Genomic DNA, 24,074 nt, shown 5'->3' on the forward strand with positions numbered 1-24,074 from the left:
TAGGTGCGCCCGGCATGGGCGATAACTTGGTGGTGAAAGTCCACTACAGACTTTGCAGTAGGAACTGTTAGCTGAAAGCAAGGGTGTCCATCGTGAGGTGGAATCTAAAGGAAGCTGGAGGCAAACACTCGCACTGACGAACAGAAACCTTATATGAAGGCTGAAGAGGGACGGATGAGTCTGCCTAACAAGACAAAGTCCAATACTGCACGAATCCCTTACAGTAAATGAGGCAGTGACATGAGTGGAAGGTTATCGCACCTTACCTGGGGAGATCTGTCTAGCGATACAGATGTATCGTAGTAACAACGAATAGACAGAAGTCAGCCGAGGTCATAGTAGGGAAAACGTACCGAAGGACCGAACAATATCAAATACAAAGTAAAGACTGGAGGTTAGAGGAAGCGAAGACTACAGAAAACAATGGAAACATTGGCAATCTGCGGAGGGATAAGGTGGAACCGAAAGAGTATGTAGATGTGTAGAGCTTTCTTCTAGGTTAAATGAAAGAAATGTATGGTAAGTCTCCATCACTGATGGAGCTCGTTGTAAGAAAAGAAAATTTACTCGAAGCAGCCCAAGTCGTTAGACGAAATAAGGGCGCTGCTGGAGTAGATGGCATGACAGTTTTTGAGGTTGAAGGCCATATTGAGAAGTATTATCTGCCCTTAAGGCAGAAGCTGCTTGATGGGACATACAAACCTCAACCTGTTAAACGGGTTGAAATCCCGAAAGCAAACGGTGCGAAGCGCAAGCTTGGCATACCGTGTGCACGCGATCGTGTGGTACAACAAGCGATCAAACAAATCATTGAACCCTATATCGACCCCTATTTCCTTCCGCAAAGTCATGGGTTCCGACCAAATAAAGGAACACATACAGCGCTGAAACAATGTGCCAAGTTCTATGAAGAAGGATATAAAGTGGTTGTGGATTGTGATTTAAAGCAATGCTTTGACACGTTGAATCACGACAAACTCATGTACCATCTTGAGCAGTTCATCAAAGATAAGATGATACTCAAGATTATCCGTAAGTTCTTGATGAGTGGTGTAACAGACCTGTCTGGCGAATTCGTAGAAACTCATACAGGCGCACCGCAAGGTGGTGTATTGTCACCCCTTCTCAGCAATGTATACTTACATGAACTGGATAAAGAGCTTGAAAAACGAGGACACCGATTCGTTCGATACGCAGATGACTTTGTCATTTATGTGAAATCGAAACGAGCAGGGGAACGAGTCATGAAAAGTGTGACTCGTTTTATTGAAAAAGACCTCAAACTTATCGTCAATGACGAAAAGAGTAAAGTGGGGTCTCCCACTCGTTTAAAGTTCTTGAGCTGTCTGATGATGAAAGTGAATGGAACCTATCGTTTTATTCCTACAAAAGAAGCCAAGAAGAAGTTTAAGCGTACATTAAAACGGCTAACGAGTCGTAAACGTCCAGGAAACTTCATTACTGTTATAAAGGAAATCAACCAAGTCACAAGAGGTTGGATTGGCTACTTTGGATTAGGATTTATCAAAAGATTCATATCAAACGAGATAGAACCATGGTTACATCACAGACTTAGACAGCTTATCTTAAAAAGATGGAAACGACCGAAAACAAAGATAACGAAGTTATTAGAGTACGGTTTAGATGAGGATAGCGCAAAACGGATTGGATTTTCAAGAAAGAAATACTGGCGACTATCCAAAACGCCTGAAGTTCATTGGGCACTTACAAACGAAAGACTCCACCAGTGGGGCTTAGTTTCACTAAGCCACCTAGGGGAGTCTGCTTACAAAAGATATTGAACCGCCGTATACGGAACCGTACGTACGGTGGTGTGAGAGGTCGACAAGTCAATTAATGGCTTGTCTCCTACTCGATTTGTAAATAGTGATTAAATGTAGCCATGATCTGCACGAATCGAATAATTTGTTGAAGTTAAAGTTGCTTTTTCGAAAGTATCAAGATAAGTTACAACAAGAAAACCTGTGTCATTGATCGTTTCAATTTTAGCTTTTCTTTTTGAAGATTTTATACCTCTATTTTCTTCAATCCAGTATTCGCCTCCAATTAATGCAGAATGGTTACGACAGATTTCTAAAAATGGCTTCGTATCCCAGGTGGTAATCCAACCATCAAAAAGTCGTTCGAATTCGTTTAAAAATCTCGAAACAAGCGAATTTGGATCAACAGGACCTATAACTGATTTTAACGAAGTCGCTTTCTCTCTTATATCAAGTGGAATATCAGATTCATCCAAATTGGTATTAATTCCGATGCCGAGAATAATCCCTTCAAGTGTGTTGCCGGAATATTCAGTTTCCGTTAATATACCAGCCACCTTTTTACGATTCACAACTATGTCATTTGGCCACTTGATTTCAGCAATGGTATTATGAAAAGTTAATGCTTTAATTAAAGCTGCCGCAGCTAATTGAGTTAATAGCGAGTAGTTAAAATTGTTTTTTTCGGGTTTCAGTAAAAGACTCATAGAAATCGTGTTTCCAGCTGGAGAAGACCAAGCTCTACCTAAGCGACCTCTGGCAAAACTTTGTTTATGTGCCAAGATAAGAGTTCCGTTGTCTAAAGAGTTTAGATTATTTTTTAAATAATCATTTGTAGAAGAAATTGTTTGAAATAAAAGTGTCGGTTTTCCTAATGAATGAGTTTTTAACCCTGATTGCACTGCGGGTATAGACAAAATAGGATAGAGCAGTCTAATTTCTTGCTGCATTCGTACTAAAGGCATTTTATCTTCTAGTAATAACTCTGTTACTAATTGAATTAGGATGTCCTGATCTGAAGAAATAAGCGACATCAGAATTTGGATTGTTTCGCTTTGAGGATACACTTTATTTAGATGATCTAATAGTAGTGTTTTCATTTCGATTACATTCACAGTAGCACACCTTTCTTAAAATCAGTTCCATCAATTAATTAGTATACAGTTCTAAAGAACAAAAGTCGACTTTATACCAGTAGGAAATACTGAATTTCTATGCTATACTTAAAGTAGTGTAGATTGAACGGATGTATTATGAATTATTGCAAGAATAATAAAAATAAATTGAATTATACGTAAATCAACTTTTAGAGGTGAAAAATTTGAGTAATATTAAGATTATTCCTTTTGGAGGAGTAAGAGAAAACGGAAAGAATTTATATGTAGTAGAATCAGGAGAGGACCTGTTTGTTCTAGATTGTGGATTAATGTATCCAGAAGATGATTTATATGGAATTGATGCAGTTATTCCAGACTTTAGCTATTTGCTTGAAAATAAAGATCGTATAGCTGGAGTTTTCTTATCTCACGGTCATGAAGATGCAATAGGCGCATTACCATATTTTTTAAATACATTTAATGCACCTGTATTCGGATCAGAATTGACGATTGCCTTGGCAAAACTTATGGTTAAAGAGACCAATCTTGGTACAAAATTTGATGATTATCATGTTATTGATGAGCACACTGAGATAGATTTTCATGGAAATTTGGTGAAGTTTTTTAGAACAACTCACACCATTCCAGATTCAATGGGTATATCTGTTAAAACAGATGAAGGAAACATTGTTTATACTGGAAACTTTAAATTTGACCAAAGTGCAAGTGACAGCTATCGTACAGACTTTTCTCAGATTTCTGAGATTGGCAAAGAAGGTGTGCTTGCTCTATTAAGTGATTCAAATGAAGCAGAAAGTACATCAGAAAACGTTTCTGAAAAGAAAGTTCAAGAAGAAGTATTGGATATTTTTCAAGATACAAGCAGCCGTATTATTGTAGCAGCAGTAGCAAGTAATATCTTACGTATTCAACAAATATTAAATGCAGCTCAAGACTCAGGCAGAAAAGTATTTATAACTGGTCGTAATTTAGAAGCAATCATTGAAACAGCTATCAAACTTGACAAGTTGAATCTACCAGATGAAAATCTGATTGTGCCTGTGGATAAAATAGACCAGTATGATGATGAACAAATTTTAGTCCTTGAAACAGGAGCTTCTGGAGAACCAATCAAAACTTTAAATCGTATGGCTACTGGAAATCATGGTCAAGTAAATATTAAATCTGGAGATCTTATCTTTATTGCAACGAGTCCTTCTATTTCAATGGAAGTAACAGTTGCTGAAACAGAAAACCTAATATACCGGGCAGGAGCAACTGTAAAACATATATCTGATAATATGAAAGCTTCCGGTCATGCTACACCAAATGATTTGCAACTTATGATTAATCTGCTTAGACCAGAGTACTTTATTCCGATTCAAGGAGAATATCGTATGCTAGCAGCACATGCAGATCTTGCTAATGAAACTGGCATATCGAATTCAAATATTTTTATTTTAAGCAACGGTGATGTTTTGAATTATCAAAATGGTAAAATGAACCAGACTGGACAAGTCTCTGCTGACAATACTTTAATTGATGGAATCGGAATCGGTGATATTGGAAATATTGTGCTGAGAGATCGTAGATTACTTTCAGAAGACGGAATCTTTGTAGCTGTCGTAACAATTGATAGAAAGAAAAGGACGGTTGTTTCGGGTCCACACATTGTGACAAGAGGATTTGTATTTGTCAAAGAGAGTCAAGATCTGATCAATGAATCGAATGATATTGTAAAACAAGTTGTTCGTAAAAATTTGGAACATAATGATTTTGATTGGGGATCTATCAAACAAGATATTCGAGAAGAATTAGGAAATCACTTATTTAAAAAAACTCGTAGACGTCCGATCATTTTACCTGTTATAATGGAAGTGAACCAAAACCGTCGATTCAGTTAAGTGATTGATTGAGTCTTCATAATTAACTATATTGTACTAGGGGAGCCGATTGAATTGGCTGAGAGTAGACTATAAGTCTAGACCCTTTGAACCTGTACGTTCGTACGTGCGTAGGGAGAGTACCTAAATTCGGTATATAAGTATAGAGTATACTTTTTTGCTGTGATTAACTCAATTGACTCCTCCTCTAGTATATATAGACACTATAGGAGGAATTTTTTTATGCAGAACGAAAAGTTAAGAGTTTATTTAGAAGGGACACTGTTTGCAGCTATAGCAATGATTTTGTCATTGATTCCAGTAGGGATCGGTTCGTCATTCAGTATATCTCTAGGAACTATTCCATTAACATTTTTTGCTGTTAGAAGAGGAACATTACCTGGGTTATTTGCTGGGTTTTTATGGGGAATCTTACATGTAGTAGCTGGAACAGCTTATATATTGAATATATATCAATTTATTATTGAGTATACGATCGCATTTACATCTGTTGGATTTGCTGGATATTATAGTAAAAAAATTATTCAAAGTATAAAAGATCAATCAACACAAACAGCTAAAAAATATCTTATCATAACAACGTTTATTGGTTCATTAGCTCGCTGGTTCTGGCATTTTGTAGCGGGAGTATTCTTTTTTGGAGATTATGCAGTATGGGGATTGGATCCTATAACATTTTCTTTATTGTTTAATGGGGCCAGCATGCTTTCCACTATTGCTGTCACAGTAGTAGTACTAATTTTATTATTTAACCGAGCACCGTCGATGTTTGTTCCGAAAATTAAGAAGTAAAAAAAACAAAAAAATGATAAAACAGTCTCTAAATAATAGAGGCTGTTTTATCATTTTTCAAAATATTTTACATAGTCATTATATTAAGAATATGGAATATGAAAAGAACTGAAAATATAAGTGGACGAGTAAACTAGCTATAGTGTACACTAGATGAGAAACTCAAAAATAATTGATTTTACAACAAGTTGTGCGTCGTTTTGAGACGAAAGTAATAAGGAGATAGAGATGGAGATTATTAGAATAGTTTTTTGGCTTTTTATTTTTATTAATTCTGGGTTAGCGTTATTTACCGTATTTAGAGAAAGAGAACGGGATATTGCAGCTATATGGGCATGGCTGCTGGTTATTACAATGTTACCAGGATTTGGTTTCATCATCTATTTATTTTTAGGAAGAAAAATTTCTAAAGAAAATATTTTTGATATTCGTTCTCAGAAAAGAATCGGAATGAATCAGCTTGTTGAAGCTCAAAAACAATTGATTGAAACAGAAAACCTTGATTTACCAGAAACCAAACATTTAGATACTACATTAGAATTAGTCTCTCTTTTTCTGGAAAGTAATGAATCAATTTTAACTAAAGGGAACAAAGTAGATATCATAATAGATGGAAAAGAAAAATTTGATAAATTAATCAAAGATATTAATAAAGCTAAACACCACATACATGTGACCTATTATATTTTTAAAGCTGATGGAATCGGAACTCGTTTGTTGAACGCATTAGAAGAGCGTGCTGAAAATGGGGTAGAAGTAAAGGTTCTCTATGATCCGATTGGCGCTAGAGTAGTGGGCGCACATTTTTTTGATCATCTGAAATCTCTTGGAGGACAAGCTGAACCTTTCTTTGGATCAAGATTGCATATCTTGAATTTTCGGTTAAACTACCGTAATCACCGTAAAATTGTAGTTATAGATGGGAAAATTGGTTACACAGGTGGTTTTAATGTTGGAGATGACTATTTAGGACTTTATGAAAAGATGGGATACTGGAGGGATACGCATCTTAGAATAAAAGGGAATGGAGTACTGCCTCTTCAGACAAGATTTTTGATGGATTGGAATGCTTCTGTCAAGAATCAGATGGTTCGCTATAAAGAGAGCTATTTCCCGGTTTCCTCATTTGTAGGTACAACAGATCTTCAGATTGTTTCTAGTGGTCCAGATAATGAAGTTCATGCTATTAAAAAAGGATTTCTTAAAATGATAAGTATGGCAAAACACTCTGTTTATATTCAAACTCCATACTTTATTCCAGACGAGGCTCTTATGGAGACGTTAAAAATTGCAAGTTTGTCAGGGATTGACGTTAAGCTTATGATTCCTAATAAACCTGATCATCCTTTTATATATCGTGCAACTCTGAGTTATGCAGAGGAAATGGTTAATAATGGGGTTGAGGTATACATTTATGATGCCGGGTTTATTCATGCTAAAACAATTGTGATCGATGGAGAAATATTGTCAGTTGGAACTGCAAATTTTGACATTAGGAGTTTTAAGTTGAACTTTGAAGTGAATACTTTTATGTATGATAGAATACTAGCGAAGCAACAAGTTGAAATTTTTAAAAAGGACATAGAAGTATCTTACTTACTTACTGAAGATATTATAAAAAACTATTCAAAATGGGAATTATTCAAACAGCAATTCAGTCGATTATTTTCTCCTATATTATAAGCTAATAAATAAAAAAACGCCAAATCTGCAAGAATCTGCGGAACTGGCGTTTTTAATTATCTAAGGTTAGAGTTTAAACGAATATGTCTGATTTGTTCAATATTAATTAAATGAATCGTCTTGTTATCCCGGCTGGTTAGAATTAGCTGGCTGGAATAAGGAGAAAAATTTGCGATTCCTGTGCATTCTGAAACAGTAGTTTGTTGAAAAGTAGGATTCAGTTGAATAGTAATTGAGTTTTGTTTGTGGACAGCTTGTTTGATAAAATGTCTCAACTGCATCAAAGGCATTTGTTTTTGAAGTGTAAAAGGGCTGCCCTTGATGGAATTTGAATAATTTTCTTTAAAGTAAGACATGATTGTACTTTTTTCTATTGCAAATTTCTCCATACTTTCATCTCCCGAACATTTGTTTATATTAATTATACCGAACAAACATTCAGTATGTCAACAATAATTTTAAAAAATATAGAGATACTATTTTTGGCACCTATTAATAAATCTAAAATAGATACGATAAGATAAAAAGACAATCAATATATTCTTTATTTTTCTTTTCTGATTCAAGTTCGTTTTTATTGTTATGATGAACAATCATAACTTATAAAATATTTTATACTTTTACTGCATAACTTTTTTTTCAGATATTTAAGAGAGAAATAAAGGGGCAATCCCTTCCTATTTTGATACTGTATCAGTATAATAATGGTAGATTTCATAGAAAGGAGTTGAGAATATGGAATATCAGATCATCACAGACTCTTGTTGCGATCTTCCTTTAGATATAATGAAAGAGTACAATATAGAAGTGTTTAATTTTGTTATTTCTATAGAAAACGAAGAGCTAATCGATGATATGGGGTTGACGTTCAATAAAGATCAATTCTTTAAAAGGTTGAAAGATGGAGCAATTGCTTCTACTTCTCAAGTTAATGTGCATACTTATATTGAAAAGTTCAAGCAATATATTGAGAAGGATAAGCCTGTTATTTATTTAGCTTTTTCTTCAGAATTGAGTGGATCTTACAATAATGCAGTGCAAGCAATTAATATCCTGAAAGAAGAATACGGTACAGTAGAAATTTCGATTGTAGATACTAAGGCAGCATCTTTAGGGCAAGGGTTGTTAGTTTATGAAGCTGCCAAGAGAAAAAGGGAAGGAATGTCTTTAAGTGATGTAGTAGAGTGGATAGAAGAGGTCAAAAACTCTGTTCATTCATGGGTCACTGTTGATGATATTAAACACCTTCAACGCGGTGGGCGAATCTCAGCCACAGCAGCAACTGTTGGTTCTATACTAAGTATCAAACCAATTATTGTCATGACTAGTGAAGGGAAATTAGTACCTTTTTCAAAAGTTAGAGGAAGGAAGAAATCTTTACATTTTTTAGTGGATAAAACTCTTGAAGGGATCATTGAGCCTGAAAATCAGACAATTTTCATTGGTCACGTTGGTGTAATGGAAGATGCTGAGTATGTAAAAAAATTACTTGAAAGTAGACAGAAATTTAAACAAGTAATTATTACGTCTTATGGTCCTACAGTAGCTTCACATACAGGGTTTGGTTCTTTAGCAGTATTTAGCTTTGGAAAAGAGAAATAGTCATTTATTTGAATTAGGCACTTATTTATTCACAATGAACAATTTTAATGAAAACAAACTGAATTATTAAAAGAAATTTAGTGCTCAATTAGCCCTAAATCAGCACTTTTTTGAAAATGATGTTAAGAAAATAAAGTAGATACAGAAATTGTCTGATTATAGATTCATAATGTAAAGAAAGTGAAGTTGCAAGTGCTCACAACCTTGAGTTGTCTATTGTTTATCCTCATTAAAGAGTGAGGGAACAGAATTGACAATAAAAGAAAACGTATGGTAATATAGACCACGTGGTTGAAATAAATAATAATGCGGTTGGGCGTGAGCTTTCAAGGTAAATATCTTCTGGGGTGAGAAGATGCTTGTTAGTCACGTCCTTTTTGGCGGAAGGAGGCACGATATGAACCGTGAAGCAATTAATTATGTTAAAGAGGCTGAAGAACGCGCTTCTCAATTGCGGAGAGATGCTGACGATGAAATAAAACAAATTAAATTAGAAACAGCAAAAGAAATAGAGTCTATCCAATCTAAACTTGAAGCTGAATTGTCAGAATACGAATCCGAGCAACAACAGATCTTTTCTACTAAGCTAGATAAAGACCAAGCTGAAATGGATGAATCCGCTGATAGAGAAGCAGAGCGGTTCGAACAGGCTTATCAAGAGAACAAACAAGCTCTAGCCAATCGAATAGCAGAGGAGGTAGTGCGTCGATATGGCAATCGCTAAAATGAAAAAATTGACTTTGATGGCTGAGCAACAGAATAAAGAAACGCTGTTGCGATCTATTCAAGAGATGCAAAGTATTGAAGTCATTTCACTTTCCGATGTTTTAGAAGAAGATATATTAGAACAATTCGAAGTTGCTGATTCTTATAATGAAACTTTAGATTATAAATCTGAGCTTCAAGATATTGAACATGCGTTATCTTACGTAAGCCAATTTATTCCTGAACCTGGTATGATTGAAAAACTGAAAACTAAGAGAGAAGTACTCTCGTTAGAAGAGTTAGAGAGTCATGTCAAAAATACTGATATCGAAGGTTTGATTAATCAGGTACAAGATAAAGAAAAAGAAATCAACCATATCGAAGAACGTAAAAAAGCACTACAAGAAGAAGAAACGTTCTTAAGAAAATGGCGCGAATTGAAATTTCTACCATCAGAAGTTAAAGGTTTAAAACTTCTAAATGTCCATGTAGGAACGGTAGATAATGAACATTCACCTAGATTGATTGAAGGGTTAGATGGGTTATCTACTGCGTACTATGAAGAAATCTTTAGTAGAAGTGATGAGATTGCCTACATGATTATTCTTGCTAAAGAACAGGAAGAGCAATTCAATAAACTTACAGCGGAATTAAGTTTCAGAGAATTGAAGTATCCTTTCGAACTTTTACCTGAAGATGCTTTATATGCAAACTTGAATAGCCAAAAGGCTCTTATCGAAAAAGAAGCAGCTTTAAAAAAAGAAATGAAAGAATGGCGTTCAGTAGCAAGAGATTTACAGTTTGCTGAAGAATATTATTATAATCTTGGCCAAAGAGAAGTAGCCAAAGATCTAGTATTGAATAGTAAGCACTTATTTATAGCAAGTGGCTGGATTGAAGAAGAGAAACTTGATTCTTTAAAACACATTATTAATACTGACTTAGGTGAAGATGCTGTAGTAGTTATGACAGATGATGTCAAGATGGAAGAATTCGATCAAGTACCAATAGTTTTGCATAATAACAGCGTGATTAGACCTTTTGAACTGATTACCGAGATGTTCAGTTTGCCAAAATATAATGAAGTTGATCCGACACCATTGATGTTTCCGTTTTTCTTGATATTCTTTGGAATGATTGGAGCAGATTTAGGGTATGGTTTACTATTAGGAATTGGAACATTTGTAGCTTTGAAACTTTCCGGTATTGAAGGATCTACTCGTAGATTTATGAAGTTCCTTCATATTTTATCTTATCCGACAATGGCATTCGGACTGTTTTTCGGTAGCTTCTTTGGAATATCCTTGCCGTTCCATGTGCTTTCATTACAAGATGACGTCATAGTAGTTATGGTTATCTCTGTAATTATCGGTGTGATTCAGTTGATTTTCGGACTAATTATGAATGGAATCATTAAAGGGCGCCAGGGACAAAGAGCGTCCAGTTATGTAGATGGATATGCTTGGGCAATGATGCTGATAGGACTTGCAATTTATGTTTTAGGATCAATCGTCTTCGGGATTCCTTTAGTTTCTCAAATCGGTATCGGTCTAGCTTTAATTAATGTAGTTGGAATTGTAGTTGTTTCTACGATTTCAAGTAAAAATAAAGCACTAGGATTTGGATTGGGACTTTATAACTTGTACGGAGTCACTGGTTATGTCGGTGATATTGTCAGTTATACCCGACTAATGGCTCTTGGTGTAGCAAGTGCAAATATTGCTATGGCGTTTAATCTTATAGTAGGTTATCTACCACCCTTATTCAGATTTACGATCGGTGTTCTACTAATTATTGCATTACAAGCAATGAACGTTGCACTGTCATTCTTGAGTGCTTATGTACACTCATCCAGACTGCAATACGTTGAGTTCTTTGGTAAGTTTTTTGAGGGCGGCGGTAAACCCTTGACACCATTGAAAACACTTGAAAAACATATTTGGTTGAAACAAAAGATTTAATTAAAAAATGGAGGAATAATATAATGGAATTTTTACAAACACTTTTAGGAGATAACATGGGTCAAATTTTTGCCGGATTAGGTATTGCAATGGCTGTTATCTTTTCAGGAATCGGATCATCACGCGGGGTATCAATTGCAGGTGAGGCAGCAGCAGCATTAACTAAAGAACAACCAGAATCATTTGGTCGAGCACTTGTACTACAAATGCTTCCAGCAACACAAGGTCTTTATGGTTTTGTTATTGGATTTTTAATTTTCTTACAAATCACTCCGGATCTAGCGGTTTCTGATGGTTGGTATTTGTTTGTAGCTGGACTTCCAGTTGCTTTCACTTGTCTTTCTTCTGGTGGTAACCAAGGACGTGTATCTTCAGCAGCTATGCAAATCTTGGCACAAAAACCTGAACACACAACAAAAGGGATTATCTACTCAGCAATGGTTGAAACTTATGCAATTTTAGGTTTCGTTATTTCCTTAGTAATGATTATCTTATAATTATATAATAGAATCGCTTCTTAATTCGAATATAGATCTTTTTATTGGGTCTATATTTATTATGAAAAGAAGAACTACTAAGGAGGTTTAGTTAGCATGGCAGATTTAAAACTTTTGACAGAAAGAGTTGTTGAAAAAGAAAAAGCAGCTATTCGTCAACGTGTTGAAGAAGCACGTAAAGATGCTGAAGATGAAATCCAAGCAGCTCGTGTTAAAGAAGAGCAAGATAAAATTGCACGTAAGCTGGCAATCGATGAAGCAGCTCAACAAAATTATACAATTCGAAAAAATACTTTAGAGATTCAAAAAAGAAATAATGTTTTAGCGGCTAAGCAAGACATTCTTTCTAGAGTGATTAAAGATGTTAAAGATGAAATGAATCAGATCAGCGAAGCTGATTATAAAGTTTTCTTAGCAGGCGTATTATCTCAATTCAAAAATGAAAACAAAGTGACTCTTGTCAGTGGAGAAAAAACTGTAAATCTTGTAGATCAAGAGTGGATTAATGAAAACACTGGGTCTGATTTACAAGCTACACTATCTAATGAAACTGTAAATGATGAAGCAGGAGTGCTAGTTCAAAAAGATGGAATTGAATACAATTTCTTGTTTGATGCGTTGATTGATGATGCTAAGTCAGAATTGATTCCAATCATAACAAAAGAATTATTTGTTTAAGGAGGAGAAAATTTTGAAAGATACCGCTTATGGTTCAAGTAATGTACTCATTCGTGTGTATGAAAATAACCTCCTGAATCGGGGACATTATGATCGTATGCTTGCAGCTGATTCTTTTGAGGATGCTGTGAATGTATTACGTGAAACTCCGTATAGAAATGATGTTGATCGGATAAAAGAAGATAAGAACTATGACACTATGCTGATGAATGAATTACATCAGACTTTTGATGAATTATTCAACATAAGTCCGAACAAAGCTCTAATTGAGTTGTTCGGACTGCGTTATGCTTATCATAATCTTAAAGTTCTTTTCAAAGAAGAGTTTACTGATCAGGAACTAGATCACTTATTCATTCCTATTGGTCGATATGACATATCTGAATTGAGACAAGCAGTGAGAACAGGTGATTCTGATATTTTGCCTCAGCCTTATCTAGATAGCATACACGAAGTACAAGAAGACTACGATCAATATCAGAATGCCCAGGCAGTAGATATTATTTTAGATCGTCGTTATTTCACTCATATGCGCATTCTTGCTGATGAAACAAATGAACCGAAAATCCCGGAAATGGTAGAGACGTTCATTGATTTTCAAAATCTATCTACATTGATACGTGCAATGAGACAAAATAGAACGCGTAATTTCTTATTAACCATTTTGTCTAGCTCTGGATCTATACCTAAAGGGAAATTATTAGAGATCGCTACTAAGGATCTTAGTTCAGCTGCAAGTTCTCTAATGAATACGAAGTACAGATCTATCATCGAAGCTTCTGTAGATTCTGCAACAAATGAAATTTCACCAGTGAAAATTGATTTTGAAACAGATAATGCTTATATGAAAATAATGCAAAATGCAAAATTAGAAGCTTTTGGTCCATTACCAATCGTTGCTTACATTTACGCAAAAGAAACAGAAGTCAAAAACCTGCGACTTATTCTTTCTGGTAAGGAAAACGGCGTTTCTGCCGATGGAATCAGAGAAAGGATGCGATTGAATTATGCCTAACAATATTGGTGTTGTTGGAGATAGAGAGTCAGTTTTGGCATTTCGAATGCTCGGTTTTGATGTGCATTTTGCTACAGAAGCAAAAGAGGCTAGACGAATCATTGACAAACTCGCAGAAAAAAATTATGGTGTTGTCTATTTGACTGAACAATTGGCAGAATTGATTCCAGACACTATTAGAAGATATGATGCGAAGATGACACCTGCCGTCATTTTGATCCCGAATCATGCTGGTTCACGCGGCATTGGGAAGAAACGTGTCCAAGAAAATGTCGAAAAAGCTGTGGGTCAAAATATTCTATAGGAGGGTACGAATTTGAGTAACGGAACAATTGTTAGTGTTTCAGGACCTTTGGTTACTGCTAGAGGTATGGAGTCAGCTAATATACAAGATATTTGCCGAGTTGGCGAATTAGGATTGATTGGTGAAATCATCGAGATGCGTGGAGATATTGCATCTATTCAGGTATATGAAGAAACTTCAATGGTTGGTCCTGGTGAAAAAGTTGAAACTACAGGAGAACCTTTATCTGTGGAATTAGCGCCAGGGATGATTGCACAAATGTTTGATGGAATTCAACGTCCATTAGATGAGTTTATGGATAAAACAAATAGTAACTTTCTAGAACGTGGTATGGAGATTAAGCCACTTAATAGAGATAAAGAATGGGATTTTACTGCAACTGTTGAAGTTGGAGCGGAAGTTATTGGTGGAGACATTTTAGGAACTGTTCAAGAGACTAGTGTATTAGAACACAGAATCATGGTACCTAACGGTGTTAGCGGAACAGTTAAATCTATCTCTAGCGGAACTTTTAAGCTTACAGATACTTTGTACGTTATTGATACTCCAGAAGGTGAAAAAGAATTTACAATGATCCAAAAATGGCCGGTTAGACGTAGTCGTCCAATCAGTCGTAAACTAAATCCAGTTGAACCTTTGATTACTGGTCAGCGGGTAATTGATACACTGTTCCCAGTAGCAAAAGGTGGAGCTGCTGCAGTTCCAGGTCCATTTGGTGCGGGTAAAACAGTTGTGCAGCATCAGATTGCAAAATGGGCCGATGTTGATTTAGTTGTATATGTTGGTTGTGGAGAACGTGGTAATGAGATGACGGACGTTATTAACGAGTTCCCAGAATTGATTGATCCAAATACAGGTAAATCTATTATGGAAAGAACAGTATTGATTGCAAATACTTCTAACATGCCCGTAGCGGCTCGTGAAGCTTCAATTTATACTGGTATCACAATTGCTGAATATTTCCGAGATATGGGATACTCTGTAGCAATCATGGCAGATTCAACTTCTCGATGGGCAGAAGCATTACGTGAAATGTCTGGACGATTAGAGGAAATGCCAGGGGATGAAGGTTACCCAGCTTATTTAGGCAGTAGGCTAGCTGAGTATTACGAAAGAGCTGGAAAGGTAATTTCTTTAGGATCTACTGGTCGCGAAGGAAGTATTACTGCTATCGGAGCGGTTTCACCTCCAGGCGGAGACACTTCAGAGCCGGTTACACAAAATACATTGCGTGTAGCAAAAGTTTATTGGGGACTTGATTCATCACTTGCACAAAGACGTCACTTTCCTTCAATTAACTGGTTAAGTTCATACTCACTATATTCCAATGAAATGAATGCCTTCGTAGGCAAGAAATTAAATGTTGACTGGGATGAAAAAGTTACTAGAGTTAAATCATTACTTCAAGATGAATCTGAACTTCAAGAAATTGTCCGTTTAGTTGGAGTAGAGTCCCTTTCGGAACGTGATAGATTGAAACTGATCATCGCTCGTATGATTCGTGAAGACTTCCTGCAACAAAATGCGTTTGATGATGTGGATACGTATACTTCTAGGGAAAAACAATATGAAATGATTGAAACGATTCTTGATTTCCAAGATAAAGCTCTTCGTGCTATGGACTTAGGCGCGTATTATGATGAAATCAATGATGGTACCGATGAAATCCGAGAAAAAATCGGACGTTCTAAATTTATTCCTGAAGAAGAACTTTCCCGTTTTGCTGATATTCGTAAGCAAACAGAAGAAACAATTCAACAAGTTATTGAAAAAGGTGGTGTAGAGTCAGATGCTTAAAGAGTATAAAACAGTTTCCGAAATAGTAGGACCTTTGATGACCGTTACAGGAGTTGAAGGTGTTAAATACGATGAACTTGTTGATATCGAACTTCAAGATGGTACAAGAAGACGTGGTCAAGTACTTGAAATCAATGGAGATAATGCTGTTGTCCAGTTATTTGAAGGATCAACAGGAATCAACTTGAAAGATACAAAAGTACGTTTTCTTGGTAAGCCATTATCATTAGATGTATCTGAGGATATGATCGGACGTACTTTTGATGGAATGGGTCGTGTTAATGATGGTGGACCTGACTTGATCCCTGAAAAAAGCTTAGATATCAATGGTATTGCGATCAATCCTATCGCTCGTAACTATCCAGATGAATTTATCCAGACAGGAATCTCAACAATTGATCATTTGAACACTTTAGTTCGTGGTCAAAAACTTCCAGTGTTTTCAGCTTCTGGTTTGCCGCATAAAGAATTAGCAGCTCAAATCGCAAGACAAGCAAAAGTTACAAATGCTGATGACAAGTTTGCCGTTGTATTTGCTGCTATTGGGATCACATTCGAAGAAGCTGAATTCTTCATGGAAGATTTCAAGAAGACCGGAGCAATCGACCGTTCAGTCTTATTCGTAAACTTAGCGGATGATCCAGCGATCGAACGTATTGCAACACCACGTATGGCTTTGACGGCTGCTGAATATTTAGCATTTGAAAAAGACATGCATGTGTTAGTTATCATGACCGACATGACTAACTATGCTGAAGCCCTGCGTGAAATCTCTGCAGCTAGACGTGAGGTTCCAGGGCGTCGTGGATATCCTGGATATCTTTATACAAACTTGGCAACCTTATATGAGCGTGCTGGTCGTCTTGAAGGATCTAAAGGATCTGTTACTCAGATTCCTATCTTGACTATGCCGGAAGAAGATATTACGCATCCGATTCCTGATTTGACTGGATATATTACGGAAGGACAAATTATTCTTTCTCGTGATCTATATAATCAAGGATATCAACCACCAATTGATGTACTTCCTTCACTATCTCGTCTGAAAGATAAAGGAACGGGTGAAGGTAAGACACGTGAAGATCACGCTGCTACAATGAACCAGATTTTCTCAGCTTATGCTCAAGGTAAAGAAGCGAAAGAATTATCTGCAGTACTTGGTGAAGCTGCACTATCTAAAAGTGACCGTAAGTACGTTGAATTTACAAATAAATTTGAAAAAGAGTATGTAAATCAAGGAAACTATACGAATCGTTCGATTCAAGAAACACTTGATTTAGGTTGGGACTTGCTGAAAGTCTTACCGCGTGCTGAACTAAAACGTATCAAAGATGATATGCTGGACAAATATTTACCAAAAGGAGAGTGAGGTAAATGGCTAAATTAAATGTCAACCCCACTCGAATGGAACTATCTAACCTGAAAGATCGTCTTTCGTTAGCTTCCAGAGGACATAAACTCCTCAAAGATAAGCAAGATGAACTGATGAGACGTTTCATTACGTTGATTCGTCAAAATAACGAATTGCGTATCGAAGTGGAAGATAAATTAGAAAAAGCAATGCAGTCTTTCGCAATGGCCAAATCACTTCTTCACGAAAACTTTATTGAAGAACTGATGGCTGTTCCAAGCCAAAGCGTCAATTTAAATATCGATCAGAAAAATATTATGAGTGTTCGCGTGCCGCAAATGCATTTTCAATATAATGAGAATGCCGATGACCTTGAAGACTTAAGTTACGGATATTTAAATTCAAATGGTGAATTAGATTTGACATTTCAATATTTGATTGAAGTAATGCCAGACATGCTTCAATTAGCAGAAATTGAAAAAACTTGTCAGTTAATGGCAGATGAAATCGAAAAAACTAGACGTCGTGTAAACGCACTGGAATTCATGACGATTCCACAACTAGAAGAAACCATTTACTTTATTCAAATGAAACTTGATGAGGCAGAACGTGCTTCTATTACTCGATTGATGAAAGTAAAAGATATGGGATAATTCCAAAAAAAGGTATCGATATTATTTATCGATACCTTTTTTATAATACTTATTGAATAAATTTATTTATAGTTATATAAGAATGTCGGTACTATATATACAAATCCCTTATTGTAGACGGATACTGCTAGGGAGGTAGTGAGAGTGTCTAAAGAATTTTTTGATATAAAAGAAGGGGAAAAAAAGGCATTAGTTCTTGGTGGAGGTGGAGCTAGAGGAGCGTTTGAAATTGGTGTATGGAAAGCCTTAGATGAGCTTGGTTATAAGCCGGATATTGTCGTTGGAACATCAGTTGGTGCATTAAATGGTGCTTTAATGCTGCAAGGAAATGTTTCAGATGCTGAAAAAATGTGGCGTGATATTGAAGGGAGAAAGGTACTTGATTATGATTTTCCATTAAGTATCAATAGTTTTAAAGATTATCAGCGAACACTGGGTGGTTTCCTCATAAAAGCTATCAGAAAAAGAGGTTTCAGCTCAGAACCGTTGTATAGATTGATTAATTATTATATCCCAAATGAAAAAGCAATTAGAAAGTCTAAGATTGATTTTGGTTTGTCAGTAACAAATGGTGTTAAAAATAAAATTGAATTTTTTTATTTAAAAGATATTCCCAAGAATATGTTAAACAAGTATTTACTTGCTAGTGCCTCGCTTTATCCTGCAATGGAAAAAATTTATATTGAAGGAATACCTTATATGGATGGAGGTTATTTAAACCATATTCCTTATGAAATGGTATTGAAAAAAGATCCTGACAAACTGATTATAGTCGACATACAAGGCCCGGGCTTTTTAAGAGTTAATCACCAAATTAAAAGTGTACCAACTTTATGGATCAGAACAGAATGGTCTTTAGGTGATTACTTGTTTTTCCATAAAAAAAGAACATCACTAAATATACAATTAGGATATCTGGAAACGATGAAGTTAGCAGAACGATTCCAAGGATACTGGTATACTTTTGAAAAAGATCTTTTAAGGAAAGAATATTGTACATTTTATCTCGCTTTAAATGAACTATTGGCATTAAATAGTACTGAGAGTATGATAGAGCCCTTTTTTGAGGAAGATTATCAATTAATTTTAATTAAAGAGCTGTCAGGTAAGTGGAACAAACAGGTAAATAAAGATACACTGCCTTTAGCCATCATGGAACTTGCAGGTAAAATTTTTCGATTATTACCAGAAAAAATCTACACAGTTGAAAGTTTTCAACTGGAAATAATCGAAAGAGTAAATAGGTTACAAGAAGAAGAAACATTTAATTTATATGGAGATTTAGCACCTGAATTTCACTTGAGCGGAAAGGAATGGGCGGAAAGGTTTAAAGAAAAGATTCCGTTTGTTTCGAATCGACATATGACACTTTTTATACTGAATACTTTAGAACAGTCCAAAGGAGAATTAACAGATAAATTATTCAAAACAATTATATTGATCAGACCATTTCCTTTTGCACTAGCCTTATATATTTTAAAATTAGAGAATAAATTTAAATAATTCCCCAAACGACTCGATTATGTGTTAAAATTGAGGATAAGGTTTCAACCGAAAGAATTGTTTTGGGAAGGAAGTAATAATGACTGAGCGAGGATTACTGATTGTTTTATCTGGGCCTTCAGGTGTAGGGAAAGGAACAGTTAGAAAAGCCATTTTTGATAATTATAATAATGATTTTGATTACTCTGTTTCTATGACTACTAGAAAACAACGAGAAGGCGAAGTTGATGGTGTGGACTATTATTTCCGCACAAAAGAACAATTTGAGCATTTAATTCGAGAAGATGGTCTACTCGAGTATGCTGAATATGTTGGTAATTATTATGGGACTCCTTTAGAGTATGTTAATAAAACTCTAGATGAAGGACGAGATGTGTTTTTAGAGATCGAAGTTCAAGGTGCATTAAAAGTAAGAGAAAAAATGCCTGAAGGAATTTTTGTTTTCTTATCTCCGCCTGATTTAGAAGAACTAAACTCTCGTATTGTCAATCGTGGAACAGACACTCACGAAATGATTGAAAAACGTATGACAAAAGCCGTAGAAGAATTAAAGCTGATTCAGTACTATGATTATGTAGTAGAAAATGATACGGTTAATAATGCAGCGAGAAAAATAAGAAATATCATTGAGAGTGAACACTTGAAAGTTACACGTAACTTGAAAGAATTTGCAGAAATTATAGAGGAGATGGAGTAATATGTTATTATACCCTTCACAAGATAAATTATTAGACAAAATAGATTCAAAATATTCTTTAGTCATTTTAGCGGCTAAACGAGCTAAAGAAATGCAACATGGTAAAAATGTTGAACTATTAGATGAATACGTATCAACTAAAAATGTTGGAAAAGCATTAGAAGAAATCGAATCTGGCGATATTGTATTAGACCCTGACAGTATCCAGAAATAAATTGAGTACAATTTAAAATAAACCTCTGCAGGTAATTATTGATTGCTTAAGTCTACACTCCTTTAGCAAAAGTAATTAGCAGAGGTTTTTTTATGAAATGAATTTCTTTAATTTCGATTCTTAAAAATGAAAGTTAATGAGATAAAGACAGAAGCCAATTTTCTTGGTAAAATACAAGAAAGTAATGAATCGAGGGATAAACATGTTCAATCAAATGAAAATAGCTTTTTACGTAACAGGAGGTATTGCCTCTTATAAGTCTGTCAGCTTGATGAGGGAACTGATTAAAGCAGGAGCAGAAGTAAAAGTTGCAATGACACCTTCTGCAACTAAATTCGTTTCTCCATTGACTTTTCAAGTTTTAAGTAAACAAACTGTACATGTTGATACATTTTCTGAAAATGATCCAAAATTTGTACAGCATATTCATTTTGCAGATTGGGCGGATTTTTCTATAGTTGCACCAGCGACTGCAAACACATTAGCTAAATTGGCGAATGGAATTGCGGATAATTTTGTGACATCAGCACTTTTAGCGACAACAACACCTGTTTTTATTGTTCCTGCAATGAATGAACATATGTATGAACACCCTGCGACTCAAACCAATATACAGATACTTAAAGACCGTGGGGCATACATTATGGAACCTGCTACAGGCTTTTTAGCGGAAGGTTATAGCGGAAGGGGACGCTTCCCTGATAGTACAATTATTCTTGATGAAATAGAAGGACTTATAATAAATCAAAGTGATAGTCTTCCTTTGCAAGGAAAACAAATACTTGTTACAGCTGGGGGTACGAAAGAAAGAATCGATCCAGTCAGATATATATCGAATGACTCATCAGGCAGAATGGGACATGCTATAGCAGAAGCAGCAATGAAAAAAGGAGCAGAAGTTATTCTGATTACAGCAAGTGAATTAGCAGTCCATAGTCAAATCAAGCAAATAAAAGTAGAATCTGCTCAAGAAATGTATGAAGCAGTTGATGCAAATTTTGAAAATATAAATGTATTAATTATGGCAGCGGCAGTTTCTGATTACACACCAGTGAAACAAGAAAATCATAAAATGAAGAAAAAAGATGAGTTATCAATCGAATTGAAGAAGACAAAAGATATTTTGAAAGAAATGGGTCAAAAGAAAGCACATCAGTTATTAGTAGGATTTGCAGCTGAAACAGATAATATAGAAGAATATGCATTGAAAAAATTAAAAGAAAAAAATGTAGATTTTATTGTGGCAAATGATGTAAGCAGAAGAGATAGAGGATTTAATTCTAATGATAATGAAGTAATTATTTATTCAAAACAAGATGACCCGGTATTGATTTCACTATCTGATAAATCTAGAATTGCTGAACGCATAATTGAATTGATAATTGAACAATTAGGATGAAAGGAGGACATTCATGCCTCATATAGCGGAAGTAATTGTAGATGTTCCAGTACTACAAACAAATAAACCATTTCACTATGAAATTCCTCAAGAATTTGAACAACGACTAGTGTCAGGCATGCGTGTCGTAGTTCCTTTTGGAAATGGCTCTAGATTAGTGCAAGGCTTTGTTACAAATCGATTTGAAGCATCAGATTATAAAGGTGAATTAAAGAAAATTGAACAATTAATGGACTTAATGCCTGTTTTAAATACGGAGTTGATTGACCTCGGGGAATTTATGGCTAAGGAGACATATAGTTTTCGAATCAGTTGTTACCAGACGATGCTGCCGGCAGTTTTAAGAGCGAAATATGAAAAGAAAATTACCATAGTAGATGACTTAGAAGAAGAGATATTTTTTGAAGTGTTCAGAGGGAAACAGGAGTTACCTTGGGAAGAAGTTATCGATCGCGACCTTGTGAAGTTAATGTTAGAACTTAAAGCACAAGGGAAAGTCGAAGTCAATTATGAGGTAAAAGATAAGCGTACAAAAAAAACAATAAAAAGAGTTACTTCAACACTTAGTTTTGAACAACTGGAAGAAATTAGAGAAGGATTAAGAGCGAATGCTAAACGTCAAATTGCTTTGATCAATGTCTTACAGTCAATTGATTCTGGAGAATGGCTTGATGTCAAAAGGTTGAATGAAGAATATGGGATCACTTTAGCCACCATCAATGTAGCTGAAAATAAAGGGTGGTGCGAGCTTCAAGATGTTGAAATCTATCGTGACCCATTTGAAAATGCGCAAATTAAGGCAACAACTGCTCTAAGACTCAATCCGGATCAGCAAATAGCTTATAATAAAATTTCAAATAAAATGGATGAAAATGTACATGATGTTTTTTTGTTAAAAGGAATCACTGGTAGTGGGAAGACAGAAGTTTATCTACAAACTATCTCTAAAGTACTTGATGAAAATCTGGGAGCATTGATGCTAGTACCGGAAATTGCGTTAACGCCTCAGATGGTTTATCGTTTTAAAAGTCGGTTTGGAGAAAAAGTTGCTGTTTTACACAGTGGATTATCTGAAGGGGAAAAATATGATGAATGGAGAAAAATCAATAATGGGGAAGCATCAGTTGTTGTAGGTGCAAGATCTAGTGTATTTGCTCCTTTAAAAAAAATCGGATTGATCATTATTGATGAAGAACATGAGACAAGCTATAAACAAGAGGAAAACCCAAGATATCATGCTCGAGATATTGCGATATGGAGAGGCGCATATCATCACTGTCCCGTTATCTTAGGAAGTGCTACACCTTCTTTAGAATCTAGTGCTCGTGCCAGCAAAGGAGTCTATACTTTACTGGAATTAAAAGAGAGAGCTAATAAAAAAGCTTTGCCTGAAGTTTCAGTTATCGATATGAGAGAAGAAGCTAAAAAAGGGAATCGTAGTAATTTTTCTTTAAGTCTGCAAGCTGCGATCCAGGATCGTTTAAAAAAAAAGGAACAGTCTGTCTTAATGTTGAATAGAAGAGGATATTCTTCTTTTGTCATGTGTAGAGATTGTGGGTTTGTGTTAGGATGTCCAAATTGTGATATTTCTCAGACTTTGCATATGGATACTAAAACAATGAAATGTCATTATTGTGGACATGAAGAAAATATTCCAACAATTTGCCCCAAATGTCATAGTAAAAATATAAGATATTTTGGTACTGGGACCCAAAAAGTACAAGAAGAGCTGCAAGGATTGTTTCCAGAGGCAAGAATTATCCGCATGGATGTTGATACGACAAGGCGTAAAGGAGCCCATGAACGTCTTCTGAAAGATTTTGGAGATAAAAAAGCTGATATTTTGTTAGGAACTCAAATGATTGCAAAAGGGCTAGATTTTCCAGATGTTACTTTAGTCGGTGTGATTAATGCGGATACATCACTCGGACTACCGGATTTCAGATCTGCAGAAAGAACATTTCAATTGTTAACCCAAGTGAGCGGACGTGCCGGTAGAGCTGAAAAAATCGGAAAAGTTTATGTTCAGTCATTTAATCCTGAGCATTATGCCATTCAATATGCAAAAAATCATGATTATAATTCTTTTTATAAAAGAGAAATGCATTTACGGCATTTAAGTGATTACAGTCCCTATTATTTTTTAGTTCGAATCTCTGTCAGTCATGAGAATGAGATGACCGCAGCCAAAAAAATAGGTGAATTTATTCATTTCATACAGCCTGCTTTAAGCGATAAAGCAATTATTTTAGGGCCAACGCCAAAATCAATTGCAAGAACTCATAATCGTTATCACTTTCAAGTAATTATCAAGTATAAAAAAGAAGAAGCTTTATCGAATCGATTGCATGAATTGTTAGCCAATACTCAAAAAGATCAAGCGAAAGGATTATTCATTTCCATTGATTCACAACCAATGAACTTTATATAATCTATGATTT

General features: G+C 35.3%; 21 protein-coding genes, 1 riboswitch and 1 other annotated feature. Of the genes, 19 read left to right on the forward strand and 2 right to left on the reverse strand.

Annotated elements, in window-relative coordinates; all coding sequences use genetic code 11:
• Positions 1-503 precede the first annotated feature (503 nt).
• Complete coding sequence (ltrA, locus tag BM212_RS01735) at positions 504-1,802, forward strand: group II intron reverse transcriptase/maturase (protein ID WP_232226883.1); 1,299 nt, start codon at positions 504-506, stop codon at positions 1,800-1,802.
• An 89-nt stretch (positions 1,803-1,891) separates the two neighbouring features.
• On the opposite strand, the gene BM212_RS01740 is transcribed toward ltrA, so the two are convergent.
• Positions 1,892-2,896, reverse strand: a complete 1,005-nt coding sequence (locus BM212_RS01740) for a biotin--[acetyl-CoA-carboxylase] ligase (protein WP_091895721.1) — start codon at positions 2,894-2,896, stop codon at positions 1,892-1,894.
• A gap of 206 nt (positions 2,897-3,102) precedes the next feature.
• Between BM212_RS01740 and BM212_RS01745 the strand changes: the two genes are divergently transcribed.
• The 3 genes from BM212_RS01745 (at position 3,103) to cls (ending at position 7,257) form a co-directional block, all read left to right on the forward strand.
• Positions 3,103-4,782 (forward strand): ribonuclease J, encoded by a 1,680-nt coding sequence (locus BM212_RS01745; RefSeq protein ID WP_072694634.1) that lies wholly within the window; start codon positions 3,103-3,105, stop codon positions 4,780-4,782.
• A 28-nt stretch (positions 4,783-4,810) separates the two neighbouring features.
• A riboswitch (TPP riboswitch) is annotated at positions 4,811-4,917 on the forward strand.
• A gap of 87 nt (positions 4,918-5,004) precedes the next feature.
• The gene (thiT, locus tag BM212_RS01750) at positions 5,005-5,574 is read left to right on the forward strand and encodes an energy-coupled thiamine transporter ThiT (protein WP_072694635.1); all 570 of its coding nucleotides are present in this window, start codon (positions 5,005-5,007) and stop codon (positions 5,572-5,574) included.
• Positions 5,575-5,802: 228 nt separating this feature from the next.
• Positions 5,803-7,257 carry a cardiolipin synthase gene (cls, locus tag BM212_RS01755; protein WP_091895724.1) on the forward strand — a complete coding sequence of 485 codons (1,455 nt, stop codon included), beginning with the start codon at positions 5,803-5,805 and terminating at the stop codon, positions 7,255-7,257.
• A gap of 56 nt (positions 7,258-7,313) precedes the next feature.
• On the opposite strand, the gene BM212_RS01760 is transcribed toward cls, so the two are convergent.
• Positions 7,314-7,646 (reverse strand): hypothetical protein, encoded by a 333-nt coding sequence (locus BM212_RS01760; RefSeq protein WP_091895727.1) that lies wholly within the window; start codon positions 7,644-7,646, stop codon positions 7,314-7,316.
• A 346-nt stretch (positions 7,647-7,992) separates the two neighbouring features.
• Here BM212_RS01760 and BM212_RS01765 point away from each other — a divergent pair, with 346 nt between their 5' ends.
• From BM212_RS01765 to priA, 15 genes are all read left to right on the forward strand, one after another.
• Positions 7,993-8,859, forward strand: a complete 867-nt coding sequence (locus BM212_RS01765) for a DegV family protein (protein WP_087058587.1) — start codon at positions 7,993-7,995, stop codon at positions 8,857-8,859.
• Positions 8,860-9,169: 310 nt separating this feature from the next.
• Positions 9,170-9,216: a sequence feature (sodium ion sensor (DUF1646 type); this cis-regulatory element may regulate processes involved in with the transportation of sodium ions), on the forward strand.
• Between the two features lie 40 nt (positions 9,217-9,256).
• A complete protein-coding gene (locus BM212_RS01770; protein ID WP_072694638.1) occupies positions 9,257-9,583 on the forward strand; it encodes a hypothetical protein in 327 nt (108 codons plus the stop codon).
• On the forward strand, positions 9,570-11,525 hold the full coding sequence (locus tag BM212_RS01775; protein WP_091895730.1) for a V-type ATP synthase subunit I: 1,956 nt from the start codon (positions 9,570-9,572) through the stop codon (positions 11,523-11,525). The genes BM212_RS01770 and BM212_RS01775 overlap by 14 nt, the downstream gene beginning before the upstream one ends.
• 23 nt (positions 11,526-11,548) lie before the next feature.
• Entirely contained in the window at positions 11,549-12,022 is a 474-nt protein-coding gene (locus BM212_RS01780) for a V-type ATP synthase subunit K (RefSeq protein ID WP_072694640.1), read from the forward strand.
• A 96-nt stretch (positions 12,023-12,118) separates the two neighbouring features.
• Entirely contained in the window at positions 12,119-12,700 is a 582-nt protein-coding gene (locus BM212_RS01785) for a V-type ATP synthase subunit E family protein (RefSeq protein ID WP_072694641.1), read from the forward strand.
• A 13-nt stretch (positions 12,701-12,713) separates the two neighbouring features.
• On the forward strand, positions 12,714-13,715 hold the full coding sequence (locus BM212_RS01790) for a V-type ATP synthase subunit C (protein ID WP_072694642.1): 1,002 nt from the start codon (positions 12,714-12,716) through the stop codon (positions 13,713-13,715).
• Positions 13,708-14,019, forward strand: coding sequence for a V-type ATP synthase subunit F (locus BM212_RS01795; RefSeq protein ID WP_072694643.1), 312 nt, complete (start codon positions 13,708-13,710; stop codon positions 14,017-14,019). The genes BM212_RS01790 and BM212_RS01795 overlap by 8 nt, the downstream gene beginning before the upstream one ends.
• Before the next feature lie 12 nt (positions 14,020-14,031).
• Entirely contained in the window at positions 14,032-15,816 is a 1,785-nt protein-coding gene (locus tag BM212_RS01800; RefSeq protein ID WP_072694644.1) for a V-type ATP synthase subunit A, read from the forward strand.
• A complete protein-coding gene (locus BM212_RS01805; protein WP_072694645.1) occupies positions 15,809-17,185 on the forward strand; it encodes a V-type ATP synthase subunit B in 1,377 nt (458 codons plus the stop codon). Before BM212_RS01800 ends, BM212_RS01805 begins: the two co-directional genes overlap by 8 nt.
• 5 nt (positions 17,186-17,190) lie before the next feature.
• A complete protein-coding gene (locus tag BM212_RS01810) occupies positions 17,191-17,820 on the forward strand; it encodes a V-type ATP synthase subunit D (protein ID WP_072694646.1) in 630 nt (209 codons plus the stop codon).
• A 144-nt stretch (positions 17,821-17,964) separates the two neighbouring features.
• On the forward strand, positions 17,965-19,323 hold the full coding sequence (locus BM212_RS01815; protein ID WP_177206271.1) for a patatin-like phospholipase family protein: 1,359 nt from the start codon (positions 17,965-17,967) through the stop codon (positions 19,321-19,323).
• A gap of 79 nt (positions 19,324-19,402) precedes the next feature.
• Entirely contained in the window at positions 19,403-20,020 is a 618-nt protein-coding gene (gene gmk, locus BM212_RS01820) for a guanylate kinase (RefSeq protein WP_072694648.1), read from the forward strand.
• Position 20,021: 1 nt separating this feature from the next.
• Positions 20,022-20,234, forward strand: coding sequence for a DNA-directed RNA polymerase subunit omega (gene rpoZ / locus BM212_RS01825; protein WP_091895737.1), 213 nt, complete (start codon positions 20,022-20,024; stop codon positions 20,232-20,234).
• A gap of 163 nt (positions 20,235-20,397) precedes the next feature.
• On the forward strand, positions 20,398-21,633 hold the full coding sequence (coaBC, locus tag BM212_RS01830; protein ID WP_342714008.1) for a bifunctional phosphopantothenoylcysteine decarboxylase/phosphopantothenate--cysteine ligase CoaBC: 1,236 nt from the start codon (positions 20,398-20,400) through the stop codon (positions 21,631-21,633).
• Positions 21,634-21,646: 13 nt separating this feature from the next.
• Entirely contained in the window at positions 21,647-24,064 is a 2,418-nt protein-coding gene (priA, locus tag BM212_RS01835; protein ID WP_091895744.1) for a primosomal protein N', read from the forward strand.
• Positions 24,065-24,074: the final 10 nt, after the last annotated feature.

The sequence above is a fragment of the Marinilactibacillus piezotolerans genome (assembly GCF_900114235.1).
Lineage (GTDB): Bacteria > Bacillota > Bacilli > Lactobacillales > Carnobacteriaceae_A > Marinilactibacillus > Marinilactibacillus piezotolerans.

Coding starts and splice junctions, on each gene's coding strand:
- ltrA (WP_232226883.1), top strand. CDS start 504: ATGAAAGAAATGTATGGTAAGTCTCCATCACTGATGGAGCTCGTTGTA.
- thiT (WP_072694635.1), top strand. CDS start 5,005: ATGCAGAACGAAAAGTTAAGAGTTTATTTAGAAGGGACACTGTTTGCA.
- cls (WP_091895724.1), top strand. CDS start 5,803: ATGGAGATTATTAGAATAGTTTTTTGGCTTTTTATTTTTATTAATTCT.
- BM212_RS01760 (WP_091895727.1), bottom strand. CDS start 7,646: ATGGAGAAATTTGCAATAGAAAAAAGTACAATCATGTCTTACTTTAAA.
- BM212_RS01765 (WP_087058587.1), top strand. CDS start 7,993: ATGGAATATCAGATCATCACAGACTCTTGTTGCGATCTTCCTTTAGAT.
- BM212_RS01770 (WP_072694638.1), top strand. CDS start 9,257: ATGAACCGTGAAGCAATTAATTATGTTAAAGAGGCTGAAGAACGCGCT.
- BM212_RS01775 (WP_091895730.1), top strand. CDS start 9,570: ATGGCAATCGCTAAAATGAAAAAATTGACTTTGATGGCTGAGCAACAG.
- BM212_RS01780 (WP_072694640.1), top strand. CDS start 11,549: ATGGAATTTTTACAAACACTTTTAGGAGATAACATGGGTCAAATTTTT.
- BM212_RS01785 (WP_072694641.1), top strand. CDS start 12,119: ATGGCAGATTTAAAACTTTTGACAGAAAGAGTTGTTGAAAAAGAAAAA.
- BM212_RS01795 (WP_072694643.1), top strand. CDS start 13,708: ATGCCTAACAATATTGGTGTTGTTGGAGATAGAGAGTCAGTTTTGGCA.
- BM212_RS01805 (WP_072694645.1), top strand. CDS start 15,809: ATGCTTAAAGAGTATAAAACAGTTTCCGAAATAGTAGGACCTTTGATG.
- BM212_RS01810 (WP_072694646.1), top strand. CDS start 17,191: ATGGCTAAATTAAATGTCAACCCCACTCGAATGGAACTATCTAACCTG.
- gmk (WP_072694648.1), top strand. CDS start 19,403: ATGACTGAGCGAGGATTACTGATTGTTTTATCTGGGCCTTCAGGTGTA.
- rpoZ (WP_091895737.1), top strand. CDS start 20,022: ATGTTATTATACCCTTCACAAGATAAATTATTAGACAAAATAGATTCA.
- priA (WP_091895744.1), top strand. CDS start 21,647: ATGCCTCATATAGCGGAAGTAATTGTAGATGTTCCAGTACTACAAACA.